Below are 12,315 nucleotides of genomic sequence, written 5' to 3' on the forward strand. Positions count from 1 at the left end.
CCAGCAGGGCGAGCCCCGCCGACTCGGTCGACGACCGGCACCAAGCGCTGGATGGTCTACCAGGACGACGAGCGCCACTACTCCGTGTCCTGCACCGCCCAGGCCGCCGACCAGGCCGCCGAACAATTATTAGCCTCAGTCCCCGGACCTTGTGTCCGGGGACTGAGGCTTTTTTGCGTTCAAGGTCCTTTGCCCGTGGGTGGAAAAGCGTTTGACCGACGTCGGTGTGCGGCGGTCGGATGGCGACCCATGACGACAGCACACATTGACGACGACCTCGTACGGCGGCTCATAGCCGGGCAGTTTCCGCAGTGGGCGGGATTGGCGGTTGAGCGGTTTCCGTCCGGTGGGACGGTCAACGCCGTGTACCGGCTCGGCGACGGCATGCTCGTAAGGCTGCCGCTGACGAAGGGCGGGGCGGCGGATGTGGTGAGGGAACGGGAATGGCTGCCCCGCCTCGCGCCCCGGTTGCCGATGGCCGTCCCCGAAGTGCTGGGGGCCGGGGAGCCGGCCGAGGGGTATCCGTGGGGGTGGTCGGTGTACAGGTGGCTGGAGGGGGAGAACCCCCGGGAGGGGGCGCTCACCGAGCCGATGCTGCTGGCCGAGGATCTGGCCGGGTTCGTGGCCGCGATGCGGAGCGTGAGTCTTCCGGGGGCGCCCGTGGCCTACCGTGGCGGGCCGATTGACTCGCTCGATGCGTCGACGCGGGCGGCGATCGAGGAACTGCGGGGGATCCCCGAGGAGGGTGTGGACTGTGACGCCGCCCTGGCCGTGTGGGAGGACGCGCTGGCGGCGCCGGGCTGGGACGGGGAGCCTGTGTGGTTGCATGCCGATCTGATGCCCGGCAACCTGTTGGTCGAGCGGGGCAGGCTTTCCGCGGTGATCGACTTCGGGTGCATGGGAGTGGGCGATCCGGCCTGTGACCTGTTCCCGGCGTGGAACCTGCTGCCGGCCGGGGCGAGGGAGGTCTTCCGGGAGGCGCTCGGCGTAGACGACCCGACCTGGGTCCGGGGCAGAGCGCGGGCGTTCTCGCAGGCGCTCATCTCGTTGCCGTACCACCGGAGGACGAACCCGGCGATGGCGAGCAACGCGCGGCACGTGATCCGGGCGGTGCTGGCGCCGGAGTAGCTGGGAAGGGCTGAGGATGACGGCCTGGACGCGTACCGGGCCTGACGGTGAAGCTCAGGCCCCGGACGACGGTCCGTCCGCCGTATCGCTTGGTCAGTTCGTGGGCGCGGATCAGTCGTCGACGCTACGGAGCGGGGCGCGGGCGGGACCGGGGGAGGACGCGCTCCTGAGGGCGCGGCCGGAGGGAATTGCGTTGACCGGTGGGGGGCGCGGACCGACGATCGGGTCATGGAACACGTGATACGTCCCGTCCGCGCCGATGAGTGGCGCAAGGCCCGCGACCTCCGGCTCGCCGCCCTCCAGGACCCCGTCGCGCCGCTTGCCTTCCTCGATACGTACGAGGCGGCCGCCGCCCGGCCCGACGAGCATTGGCGGGAGCGGACCGCCGGGGCGGCGGAGGGGAGCGACAGCGCCCGCCAGTTCGTTGCCGAGGCGCCGGACGGTTCGTGGGAGGGCACGGTGACCGTGCTCGTGGAGCGGCCGGGCGGGGAGGTCCGGTTCGGTGAGGCGCCGGCGGTCGACCAGACGCACGTGGTCGGGGTCTACGTACGGCCCGAGGCGCGGGGCGCCGGGCTGGCGGACGCGCTGTTCCGGGCGGTTGTGGAGTGGTCGTGGTCGCTGGGCGGCGCGCCGATCCGGCGCGTACGGCTCTATGTGCACGAGCGGAATGCGCGGGCGGCGGCCTTCTACCGGAAGGCCGGCTTCGTGCCCACCGGGGACAGCGTGCTCTTGGAGGGGGACAGCAGCGGGGCGCGGGAGCTGGAGTACGAGATCCGGCGGCCCGTCACGGGGTGAGGGGCCGGTCCGGCCAGCGGGCGCGGCCCTGTTCGGCCGAGCGGAGCAGGGCGTGTGTCGGCAGGCCGGTGTCCTGACCGGTCGTCAACAGCGCGGGCATCTGGGGCAGTGGGGCCACGGCCGCGACGTCGTCGAGGACAAGCGTGAGTGGTGGGTCGAGCCGACCGTCGGATGACCGTGCGGCCATGCGGCGGCCGTGCTCGACCACGTCTGAGGCGAGCGCGGTCAGCAGGGGCATCGCGCCCGGGCGGGTCCTCGGGTCTTCGATCGGTTCACCCACCACATAAAGGGTGCCCCCTTCGGCGATGAAAGATTCCAGCGCCAGCGAATCAGTTCGATTCGCCGTGCAGGCCTCACGGATGTGGACCGAGGACAGTGCCGACAGCGCACGTACCGTCAATTCCTGGGCGACCTCGCGCCGTTCCGGGTATGCCGTGAGCGCCGATTCGAGCAGGCCCGCGTGGCTGTTCGTCGCCTTGGGGTGCGTACGGAGTACCCGTACGGGTTCATGGGCGCCGTTGTTCTGCGCCCAGCGCTGCACCTGCTTGAACGGCCGGCCGTCCACGGCCGCCGCGTGCAGCCAGCAGCGGAGGAGCGTTTCGGCGGTGTCGGCGACGGCGGCGTCCATCCGGGCCCTGGGGCGTACGGGCGCGAGGAGCGCGGCGGCGCGGGCGGCGGCGGTGTCGGTGTCCTCGCAGCCCTGGGTGGGCGACCAGTGCAGCCGGGCGGGCGTGTCGCACAGGTGTCCGGGGTCGTAGACCAGGACGGGGCCGAGCTTGGCGCGGGCGTCCTTGGTGTCGGCCCACAGGGTCGGGTCGGAGGTGACGACCAGGGCGGGGCCGTCGGCCTCTTCGATGGCCTGGCGCGCGACGGGACGGCGGGCGGTGGCGTCGCCGTAGAGGAGGCGGGGGGCGGGGGCGGGAATGGATACGGAGGCGGGAGCCGGAGCCGGAGCGGGTGCCGGCGTCGGGGTGGGCACGGGCTCGGGGGCGGTTGCGGGTGCCGGCGCGGCTGCGGGGGCGGGTTGCGGGACGTGCGCCGTCGGCGGGGCGGTGACCGGCGCGTCCTGCCGTACCGCGTCCTGTCGTGCCGGAGCGGGCGGGGCCGGTGCCTGGACCGGAACCCGCGCCGGACCCCTGCGTACAGCCGCTGCCTCTGACGCCGCCGCCCGCACCGCGCGCCAGCGTGCCAGCGTGCCGAGTACGAAGACGGCCAGCACCACCAGCACCAGCAGTTCGCTGATGAACAGGCCCCAGAACAGCCCGTACCCCGACAGTTGCCCCGCCGGTGTGGCGGGCCACGCCCCGGCCAGGTCGTGGGGATCCGAGACCAGGCTCCGTATCGCGAGCGGCGTCTCGGAGAACGTCACCCCGTCCGGCCACGCCCCGTGCGCGAACAGCCCGGCCAGCCCGGTCGCCGTCCACACCAGCAGCGTTATGCCCAGCAGGAACCCCAGCAGCCCCACCAGCAGGCCGTCGGGGACGCCCCGTTCCTCAGTCCTGCGGTCCATGTCATGCCACCGTCGACTGTGAGGACTCGTTCATCTGCTGCTCGATGAGCGCCGCGCGCTGCTCCGCCTCCCATTCCGCGGCCTGGATTTCCTCCGGCACGGGCGACGACGACTCCGTCATCGCCCGGTCCGTGTAGACCAGCGGCCGTTCCGCCTCCGTGACCAGGTGTTTGACCACCTGGACATTGCCGTTGACGTCCCACACCGCGATACCGGGCGTGAGCGTGGGGATGATCTCCACCGCCCAGCGGGGCAGCCCGAGGACCCGGCCGGTCGCTCTCGCCTCGTCGGCCTTCTGGGCGTAGATGGTCCGGGTGGACGCCATCTTCAGGATCGCCGCGGCCTCGCGCGCCGCCGCCCCGTCCACGACGTCGCTCAGGTGGTGCACCACCGCCACGAAGGACAGGCCGAGCCGCCGCCCGAACTTCAGCAGCCGCTGGAACAGCTGCGCCACGAACGGGCTGTTGATGATGTGCCACGCCTCCTCCACCAGGAAGATGCGCTTCTTGCGGTCCGGGCGGATCCAGGTGTGCTCCAGCCACACCCCGACGATGGCCATCAGGATGGGCATCGCGATGGAGTTGCGGTCGATGTGGGAGAGGTCGAACACGATGAGCGGCGCGTCGAGGTCGATGCCGACCGTCGTCGGCCCGTCGAACATGCCCCGCAGGTCACCGTCGACGAGCCGGTCCAGGACGAGGGCGACGTCCAGGCCCCACGCCCGCACATCGTCTATGTCGACGTTCATCGCGGCCGCCGACTCCGGCTCCGGGTGGCGCAGCTGCTCCACGATGTCGGTGAGGACCGGCTGCCGGTCGGTGATGGTCGCGTTGACGTACGCGTGCGCCACCTTGAGGGCGAAACCGGACCGCTCGTCCAGGCCGTGCCCCATCGCGACCTCGATGATCGTCCGGAGCAGCGCGAGCTGGCCGGTGGTGGTGATCGACGGGTCGAGCGGGTTGAGCCGGATGCCGCCGTCGAGGGCGGCCATCGGGTCGAGGCGGATGGGAGTTATCCCCAGCTCTTGCGCGATGAGGTTCCATTCGCCCACGCCGTCCTCACCCTGGGCGTCGAGGACGACGACCTGGCGGTCCCGGAAGCGGAGTTGGCGCAGGACGTACGTCTTCTCCAGCGCCGACTTGCCGTTGCCGGACTCGCCGAGCACCAGCCAGTGCGGGGCGGGGAGCTGCTGCCCGTACAGCTGGAACGGGTCGTAGATGTACCCCTTGCCGCTGTACACCTCGCGCCCGATGATGACGCCGGAGTCGCCGAGGCCGGGAGCGGCGGTCGGCAGGTAGACGGCCTGGGCCTGGCCCGTCGACGTACGGACGGGAAGCCGGGTCGTCTCCACCTTCCCGAAGAGGAAGGAGGTGAAGGCCTCGGTGAGGACTGACAGCGGATCTCGCATCAGGATCAGGCGCCCCTATCGGCGGATGCCGGTCGCGAACGGCAAGGTGTTCACAAAGGCCCGGTGGTGCTCGCGGTCGCACCACTCCAGCTTCAGATACGACTTGCCGGCCGAGGCCCTGATCGTCCGCTTGTCCCTGGCCAGGGCTTCGGGCGTACGAGACGACACAGTGATGTACCCGACAAGATTCACTCCCGCCGCGCCACTGGCGAGATCTTCACCCCGCTGGTCGAGCCTGCCGTGGGCGGCGATGTCGCGCGGGTCGACGGTGCGGTTCATCTTGGCGGCACGGCTGGCCTCCGCCTCGTCGTTGGTCTTCTCGGTCAGCATGCGTTCGATGGCGACCTCGGTGGGCTCCAGGTCCATGCAGACGGCGACGGTGCGGATGACGTCGGGGGTGTGGACGAGGAGGGGCGCGAGGAAGTTCACGCCGACGGGGGTCATCGGCCACTCCTTGACCCACGCGGTGGCGTGGCACCAGGGCGCGCGGGTCGACGACTCCCTCGTCTTCGCCTGGAGGTACGTCGGTTCGACGGCGTCCAGCTCGGCGGGCCAAGCGTTTCGTTTCGTCATCGCCTGGATGTGGTCGATGGGGTGGTCCGGGTCGTACATGGAGTGCACGAGGGAGGCGAGCCGGGACTGGCCCAGCGGCTGGCGTACGCGGATGTCGGCCTCGGCGAGGCGGGCGCAGATGTCGGTCAGCTCGCGGGCCATGACGACGGCCAGTCCCGCGTCCTTGTCGAGCTTGCGGCCGCCGGTGGCCTGGCGGGCGGCGCGGGCCATGGCGTGCGCCTCGGCGGCCAGCTCGCGGGTGTAGTGCATGCAGGCCACGAGGTAGGCGCGGTGCTGCTCGCTGGACGTCGACACCATGGACTGGAGCTGATCGTAGGAGTCGCGGAGCCAGCCGGGGGCGTTCGGGTCGCCGCGCTGGGCGACGTCCTTGGCGTGGGCGTCGGGGTCGGCGGGGAGGGTGCGGGCCAGCATCTGGAGGCGGGTCACGAAGCCGTCGCCGTTGGCCACGTGCTTGAGGAGGGTGCCGAAACGGTCCACCAGGGCTTCCTGGTCCTCGCTGTCGCGCAGGCCGACACCCGGGCCCTCGATCTCGATGGCGGCGGTCACGGTACGGCGGTCGGCGTGGAGGAGGACGGCGATCTCGTCGGGCCCGAACGGTGCCGAGAGCCAGTTGATGCGGCCGATGCCGGGCGGCGGGCCGACCTCGACCTCGCGGCCGTCGAGTCTGGTGCCCGCCTCCATGGCGCTGGAGCGGTACGTGGTCCCCTGGCGGAGAGTGCGCTTATAGCTGCGGTTGATCTCGAACCACTTGTAGAAGGTGCGGCCCTTGTACGGGACGTACACGGCCGCGAGCGCGAGCATGGGGAAACCCATGAGGGACACGATCCGCAGGGACAGGACGGGGACCAGCAGCCCGCTCATCATGCCGAGGAACGCGCCGGCGATGATCAGAGCGATCTCGCCGGTCTCGCGGTTCTTGCCGACGATCGCGTTCGGCCGGGCCCGGCCGATGAGATACGTGCGGCGGGGCGTGATCGGTTGGGACTGGGTCGTCAACGCCCTCCACCTCCTGTGCTTCCTGTGCTGCTGCCTGTGCCTGTGTTGCTCTTACGGTGCGTGTGCGGCGTGCCGCTGGTACCCGGGCTCCGGGGCGGGGGTGCGGCGGAGGGGACAGATCCGCCGCCGGCCCCGCCGCCGGAGCTCCCGGACGGTTGGTTGCGGGAACTGTGGGCGGCGACGCCGCCGGACACGGCGTTCGCCGGCTGGGCGCTGCCGCCGCCACCCCGCTGGTGGCCGCGGCTGCTGTGGGTCTTGATGCCCTGGGAGACGAGCGCGGCGGGCGAGGAGATGACGGCGGCGGCCTGGGCGCCGTCGGTGGCCTGCTTGCGGTTCGTACGGGCGGTGGCGATCTCGTCGCCGAAGCCCGGGACGAAGCGGTAGATCATCGCGGAGGCGAAGATGGCGAGCAGGATGATGGCGAGTCCGGACACGACGGCCGAGAAGGCGTCGGGGCCTTCGTCGGAGGACAGCGCCCCGGCGAGGCCGAGGACGATGACGATGACCGGCTTCACCAGGATCACCGCGATCATGATGCCGGCCCAGCGGCGGACGTGGCCCCACATGTTCTTGTCGACCAGCCCCGCGTACACGACGGTGCCGAGCAGCGCGCCGACGTACAGCAGGGCGGCGCGGATGACGAGCTCCAGCCACAGGACGCCGGCCGCGAGGATCGACACGAGGGACACGACGATCAGCATGATCGGCCCGCCGCCGATGCCCTCGCCCTTCTTGAGCGCCTCGGCGAACGTCCCGAAGAACGCGTCCGTCTGCCCACCGCTGCCGCTGGCGATCACCTCGGTGACGCCGTCGGTCGCGGAGACGACGGTGTAGAGGATGAGCGGCGTGAACGCGGACGCGAGCACGGTGAGCCACAGGAAGCCGATGGCCTCGGAGACGGCCGTCGCCAGGGGCACGCCCCGGATGGCGCGCTTGGCGACGGCGAGGAGCCACAGGACGAGGGTCAGGACGGTGGAGGCGGCGAAGACGACGGCGTACTGCTTGAGGAACGTGGGGTTGGTGAAGTCCACCTCGGCGGTGCTCTTCACGGCCTCGCTGAGCTTCCCCACGATCCACGCGGCGGCGTCCGCGCACCCGCGCGCGAGCGACGCGAGCGGGTCGAGGGCGGTGGTGGGGTCGGCGGGGGTGGAGCGGGCCGTGCCGCCGGGCGCGCCGTTGTCGCAGTAGTCCCGTGCGGGGCCGCGGATGAGGTCACACGGATCGTTGCTCGCACCCGGGCTGGGGGTAGGCGTGGGGGCGGCAACCGCGTGGCTTGCCAGCAGTACGAGACCCGCCTGGATCCCTGCTGCGGCCCCGGTGACCGTAAGGGCACGTGGAGGGCGCTTAACGGGCATAGGTAAACCCTCCGAACTGCTGGACGGCGCCGGCCATCTCTTCGGCGCTCGATGCGGCTTGGTCGCGCCCGACCGGCACAGGGCCGTCCTTCTGTGTGAAGTCGGTGACCTTCCAGTCACCGTTGACCCACTTCAGCTCGAACGTGTTCGTGAACCAGCTTTCCGACACCGGGTTCTTCGACCCTTCGCCAGCCAGCCCGAAAAGGGCCGAGTACCAGACGGCTACGCTCGCGGTGTCGGGGCTGAACCGCTCGACCTTCGACCCCACTGGGTTGAACCGGGAGATGAAGGTCATCCCTGTCGGCGCTGATCCGTCGGCGTTCAGGCCGATGCTGGTGAGGAACTTCTCGTCCGAGTACACCTTGTCCAGGTCGCCCTGTCGCGCGGCCGCGACGTCGGGGGCATACACGGCGTTCACAATCGCGTGGCGCCGCTCGGTGTTGAACATCCCGTCAGAACCCAGCGCCACCGCGTAATTCGCCGCCGCGCTCTGCGCCCCCTGCTCGTCTCGCGCGTAGCCCGACGGGATCGTGCCGTTCTTGCCCGTCACCGGCTTGACGCCCGTCGCGGCGGTCGGGGCGGCGTCGCGGTTGGCCGAGGCGTCCGAGGGCGCGTCGTCGCCGCCACCGCTTCGGTTCGCGAAGGCGATGGCGGCGATCAGCAGCACCACCACGCCCACCACCGTGATCAGCGACCGCGAGTTGCGGGCCGGGCGGCGGGCGCCGCCGTAGACGCCGCCGTAGACGTCGCCGGCGCCGCTGTCGGGCAGGCGGGTGCGGGTCTGCCCCGCACCGCCGCCTCCCGTGTTGCTGGCGCCGTCCTGCTCGTCGCCGAGGCTCATGACGGGTACGCCCCCTCAACCGGTTGCTGATCTGGATGGTGACTGGACATCGGGTGGACGCGCCTCAAGGGGAGAGCCGGGGGTGCAGCAGTTGACGGAGGGTTACACGGCCATCCCGTAGACGATGGTGAACAGCGTTCCCAGCGATCCGATGATGAAGACCCCGGTCAGGCCCGCCACGATCAACCCCTTGCCCTGTTCGGCGCTGAACGTGTCCCGGAGCGCGGTCGCGCCGATGCGCTGCTTGGCCGCTCCCCAGATCGCGATGCCGAGGCACAGAAGGATGGCCACGGCCATCACCACCTCGATCATCACGCGAGCCTCGTTCCCCAGGCTCCCGAAGGGCCCCCAGTTGGGGGCGATTCCGCCAATGATGGTGGTGATGTCGCCTTTTTCGGCCGCCAGGTACATGTAACTCACCGCCCCTATTGGGTAGTTCGACGCCCCTGCCCCATGGCACGGGTCACCGCACTATCTTCGCTGATGAAACCGCCCATGTGCGCCGACTTGGCTGGTCTCTTTACCCGATCCCCGCACCTTTGACCGGTCAGGCTGCCCTGACCTGCGAAGGCGGCGAATCGGGTGTATACGAGTACGCGTATCGTCACTCTGTGTATCACGGAGGGTGACTCCGGGCAATGACTGTCGTTGGTGCACTCTTGGGGGTCAGCGGTACGCCGCGACCAGGCGTGACGGTTCCGGCGCCGCTGGAGGCGCCCCATGGGTCACGCCACGCCTCCCGGTGAGCCTCGGCTCCGACACGCCCGGCAGGGCGCCCGCGGCGCGGACAGCACGTCGAGCCCGGTGGAGATCCTGAAGCGGCCCACCGGGTAAGGATTTTGGTCCTACGTTGGTGTCGTGACCGACATCGAATCGAGGATCGACACCACGCGCCCCCACACCGCCCGCATCTGGAACTACTGGACGGGCGGCAAGGACAACTACCCCGTCGACCGGGAAGCCGGCGACCGGATCCGGCAGCTCCACCCCGGCATCGGCGAGTACGCCCGCGCCGACCGGCTCTTCCTGGGGCGGGCCGTGCGGCACCTGGCGGCCCAGGAGGGCATCCGCCAGTTCCTGGACATCGGCACCGGGCTGCCGAGCGCCGACAACACCCACGAGGTCGCCCAGCACGTCGCCCCGGACGCCCGTGTCGTGTACGTCGACAACGACCCGCTCGTCCTCGCCCACGCCCGCGCGCTCCTCGTCGGCACCCCCGAGGGCCGCACGGACTACCTGGACGCCGACCTCCGGGACGTCGACAACATCCTGGAGGCGGCCGCCAAGACCCTCGACCTGGACCGGCCGGTCGGGCTCATGCTGCTCGGGGTCGTCATCTTCATCGAGGACGACGCCGAGTCGTACGCCGTCGTCCGTCGCCTCATGGACGCCCTGGCGCCCGGCAGCCACCTCGTCCTCTCCCACACGGTCGTCCACCCCTCCATGCCGGACGTCGACGCGGCGGTCGCCTTCTGGAACGAGCACGGCACCCCCAAGCTCACCCAGCGCACCCCGGAGGCCGTCGCCCGCTACTTCGACGGCCTGGAGCTCCTCGACCCCGGCGTCGTCCCCTGCTCCCACTGGCGTCCTGACACCCCGGCGGACGCTGTCGCCATGTACGGAGGTGTCGGCCGCAAGCCATAGCGGCCGGACCACCCCCTGAAAGAGGGACCCGCCACCTACACTGGCGCACGGTGGACTGCCATGTCGTGAGGGGTGGTTGACGGTGCGTAAGGCGTGGCTGGTCGCCGGGGTGTCCGTAGGGGCGTGCCTGAGCTTCGTCGCGCTGCTCGTCGTCGGGACGTACTCCGCCGCCGCCGGGCTGCTCGGCGGGGCCGGGGGCGCCCTGGGCGGGGCGATCGGGCTGGCGAAGGGGGCTGTTCCGGCGGCGTACCAGCCGCTCGTGCAGAAGTGGGGGAACCTGTGCCCCGCCATCAACCCCGCCCTGCTCGCCGCGCAGCTGTACCAGGAGAGCGGCTGGAACCCGAAGGCGGTGAGCCACGCCGACGCGCGCGGCATCGCGCAGTTCATCCCCGGGACGTGGGCCGCGCACGGGATCGACGGGGACAAGGACGGCGACCGGGACGTGTGGGACCCGGCGGACGCCATCCCGTCGGCCGCCTCGTACGACTGCGAGCTGGCCGGGTACGTGAAGAAGGTGCCCGGCGACCCGACGAACAACATGCTCGCCGCCTACAACGCGGGTGCGTACCGGGTGATAAAGGCCGGCGGGGTGCCGGGGATCAGCGAGACGCAGAACTACGTCCGGATCATCCGCTCCCTGGAGAAGAGCTTCGCGCGGCCCGTCGGCCGGGTGGAGCCGTCGCGGCAGGCGGCCGGGGCGATCTACTTCGCGCAGAAGAAGCTCGGCACGCCCTATCTGTGGGGCGGCAACGGCACGCCGGAGCAGCAGGGGCGGTTCGACTGCTCGGGGCTGACGCAGGCGGCGTACCGGACGGTGGGGATCGAGCTGCCGCGCGTCGCCAACGACCAGTACAACGCCGGTCCGCACCCGTCGCGGGACGAGCTGCTGCCGGGCGATCTCGTTTTCTTCTCGGATGACTTGAACGATTCGCGCGCCATCCGTCACGTGGGGTTGTACGTGGGCGGCGGATACATGATCAACGCCCCGTACACCGGGGCCGTCATCCGGTTCGACAAGATCGACACCCCGGACTACTTCGGTGCCACCCGCGTCACCGAGGATGGCGCGAAAGCGCTCCCCACGGCACGGCCCTGAGCTGCGCGTACGTATCACTCTTCGATAACGTCATCGTGATCGTTCCGTGGAGAGTGGAACGTACCCCTCCTGCGGGTCGTTTCCTGGACTGACGATGACGACACTGAGCAGACGACGTCACTGACCAGGTGACACAAGGCAAGGGGCCGCGGCAGATGGCTGGACTCGCATCGGACGGTTCGAACCCCGATGTCGGCCTGCTCTACGACATCAACGGCCTGGCGAAGGACGCCCCTTCGTGGTTCGACCGTGTCATGGAGTTCACCGGCGAGTACGGGATCATGCTGGCGATGGTGCTGGTGGTGCTCTGGTGCTGGTGGAGCGTGCGCCGCCGCGGGAGCGCGGAGGACTCCGCCGCCGCCGTCGCCGGTCTGATCTGGGCCCCGCTCGCCGCCGGTGTCGCCCTCCTCGTCAACATCCCGATCCGCGGCTTCGTGGAGCGCCCCCGGCCGTTCAAGGACCACCAGGGGCTTGAAGTGCTGGTGGACGGGAAGACCGACTTCTCGTTCGTCAGCGATCACGCCACGATGGCGATGGCCATCGGTGTCGGGGTCTTCGTCGCCAACCGCCGCTTCGGTCTCGCCGCGATCGGTCTCGCCCTCGTCGAGGGCTTCTGCCGCGTTTACATGGGCGTGCACTACCCGACGGACGTCGTCGGCGGGTTCGCCCTCGGGACGGCGGTGGCGCTGCTCCTCGCCCCGGTCGCCCTCGCGCTCCTGACGCCGCTGGTGTCGGCGGTGGCGCGCTCCGGGCGGCTCGGAGGGCTCGTACGGTCGCGCAAGGCGCCGGCGCGGGAGCGGCACGAGACGCTGGACATCGCCGACCCCCGGCTCGGCTCCGGCTCCGCCACGGGCGCCGGCGAGAACGACCTGGCCGCCTAGGTCGTGTCTTTCGGATCTTGCCGGGCTCGCGAGCCCTGGCACGCGCATCTGCTGCGTTGTCGTCGGTCGCCAATGCTCCGCAGTGGCT

General features: G+C 70.7%; 11 protein-coding genes and 1 pseudogene. 5 read left to right on the top strand and 7 right to left on the bottom strand.

Annotated features, from left to right (window positions below; translation table 11 throughout):
• The first annotated feature begins 249 nt into the window (after nt 1-249).
• Entirely contained in the window at nt 250-1,128 is an 879-nt protein-coding gene (locus ABT360_RS33910) for an aminoglycoside phosphotransferase family protein (RefSeq protein ID WP_351825367.1), read from the top strand.
• 22 nt (nt 1,129-1,150) lie between these two features.
• Here the strand turns inward: ABT360_RS33910 and ABT360_RS35470 are convergent.
• Nucleotides 1,151-1,243, bottom strand: a pseudogene (locus ABT360_RS35470) (ABC transporter ATP-binding protein); the annotation flags it as partial.
• Between the two features lie 113 nt (nt 1,244-1,356).
• On the opposite strand from ABT360_RS35470, the gene ABT360_RS33915 reads away from it, so the two are divergent.
• On the top strand, nt 1,357-1,923 hold the full coding sequence (locus ABT360_RS33915; RefSeq protein WP_351825369.1) for a GNAT family N-acetyltransferase: 567 nt from the start codon (nt 1,357-1,359) through the stop codon (nt 1,921-1,923).
• On the opposite strand, the gene ABT360_RS33920 is transcribed toward ABT360_RS33915, so the two are convergent.
• The 6 genes from ABT360_RS33920 to ABT360_RS33945 form a co-directional block, all read right to left on the bottom strand.
• Entirely contained in the window at nt 1,913-3,433 is a 1,521-nt protein-coding gene (locus ABT360_RS33920; protein ID WP_351825371.1) for a type IV secretory system conjugative DNA transfer family protein, read from the bottom strand. The two genes, ABT360_RS33915 and ABT360_RS33920, sit on opposite strands and share 11 nt — an antisense overlap.
• Nucleotide 3,434: 1 nt before the next feature.
• On the bottom strand, nt 3,435-4,841 hold the full coding sequence (locus ABT360_RS33925) for an ATP-binding protein (RefSeq protein WP_351825373.1): 1,407 nt from the start codon (nt 4,839-4,841) through the stop codon (nt 3,435-3,437).
• Nucleotides 4,842-4,856: 15 nt separating this feature from the next.
• Complete coding sequence (locus ABT360_RS33930; RefSeq protein WP_351825375.1) at nt 4,857-6,410, bottom strand: SCO6880 family protein; 1,554 nt, start codon at nt 6,408-6,410, stop codon at nt 4,857-4,859.
• Nucleotides 6,407-7,765 (bottom strand): hypothetical protein, encoded by a 1,359-nt coding sequence (locus ABT360_RS33935; protein WP_351825377.1) that lies wholly within the window; start codon nt 7,763-7,765, stop codon nt 6,407-6,409. Before ABT360_RS33935 ends, ABT360_RS33930 begins: the two co-directional genes overlap by 4 nt.
• Nucleotides 7,755-8,606 carry a hypothetical protein gene (locus ABT360_RS33940; protein WP_351825379.1) on the bottom strand — a complete coding sequence of 284 codons (852 nt, stop codon included), beginning with the start codon at nt 8,604-8,606 and terminating at the stop codon, nt 7,755-7,757. Before ABT360_RS33940 ends, ABT360_RS33935 begins: the two co-directional genes overlap by 11 nt.
• Nucleotides 8,607-8,708: 102 nt before the next feature.
• A complete protein-coding gene (locus tag ABT360_RS33945) occupies nt 8,709-9,017 on the bottom strand; it encodes a hypothetical protein (RefSeq protein WP_017945892.1) in 309 nt (102 codons plus the stop codon).
• 447 nt (nt 9,018-9,464) lie between these two features.
• On the opposite strand from ABT360_RS33945, the gene ABT360_RS33950 reads away from it, so the two are divergent.
• The 3 genes from ABT360_RS33950 (at nt 9,465) to ABT360_RS33960 (ending at nt 12,227) form a co-directional block, all read left to right on the top strand.
• The gene (locus ABT360_RS33950; protein WP_351825381.1) at nt 9,465-10,250 is read left to right on the top strand and encodes an SAM-dependent methyltransferase; all 786 of its coding nucleotides are present in this window, start codon (nt 9,465-9,467) and stop codon (nt 10,248-10,250) included.
• An 82-nt stretch (nt 10,251-10,332) separates the two neighbouring features.
• Nucleotides 10,333-11,346 carry a C40 family peptidase gene (locus ABT360_RS33955; protein ID WP_351825383.1) on the top strand — a complete coding sequence of 338 codons (1,014 nt, stop codon included), beginning with the start codon at nt 10,333-10,335 and terminating at the stop codon, nt 11,344-11,346.
• A gap of 155 nt (nt 11,347-11,501) precedes the next feature.
• On the top strand, nt 11,502-12,227 hold the full coding sequence (locus tag ABT360_RS33960; protein WP_351825385.1) for a phosphatase PAP2 family protein: 726 nt from the start codon (nt 11,502-11,504) through the stop codon (nt 12,225-12,227).
• The last annotated feature ends 88 nt before the right edge of the window (nt 12,228-12,315 follow it).

This window comes from Streptomyces sp. NPDC000229, assembly GCF_040300825.1.
Lineage (GTDB): Bacteria > Actinomycetota > Actinomycetes > Streptomycetales > Streptomycetaceae > Streptomyces.

Excerpts from the sequence above, each read along its gene's own strand:
- ABT360_RS33945 (WP_017945892.1), bottom strand. The coding sequence starts at position 9,017 with ATGTACCTGGCGGCCGAAAAAGGCGACATCACCACCATCATTGGCGGA.
- ABT360_RS33920 (WP_351825371.1), bottom strand. The coding sequence starts at position 3,433 with ATGGACCGCAGGACTGAGGAACGGGGCGTCCCCGACGGCCTGCTGGTG.
- ABT360_RS33935 (WP_351825377.1), bottom strand. The coding sequence starts at position 7,765 with ATGCCCGTTAAGCGCCCTCCACGTGCCCTTACGGTCACCGGGGCCGCA.
- ABT360_RS33960 (WP_351825385.1), top strand. The coding sequence starts at position 11,502 with ATGGCTGGACTCGCATCGGACGGTTCGAACCCCGATGTCGGCCTGCTC.
- ABT360_RS33910 (WP_351825367.1), top strand. The coding sequence starts at position 250 with ATGACGACAGCACACATTGACGACGACCTCGTACGGCGGCTCATAGCC.
- ABT360_RS33940 (WP_351825379.1), bottom strand. The coding sequence starts at position 8,606 with ATGAGCCTCGGCGACGAGCAGGACGGCGCCAGCAACACGGGAGGCGGC.
- ABT360_RS33915 (WP_351825369.1), top strand. The coding sequence starts at position 1,357 with ATGGAACACGTGATACGTCCCGTCCGCGCCGATGAGTGGCGCAAGGCC.
- ABT360_RS33925 (WP_351825373.1), bottom strand. The coding sequence starts at position 4,841 with ATGCGAGATCCGCTGTCAGTCCTCACCGAGGCCTTCACCTCCTTCCTC.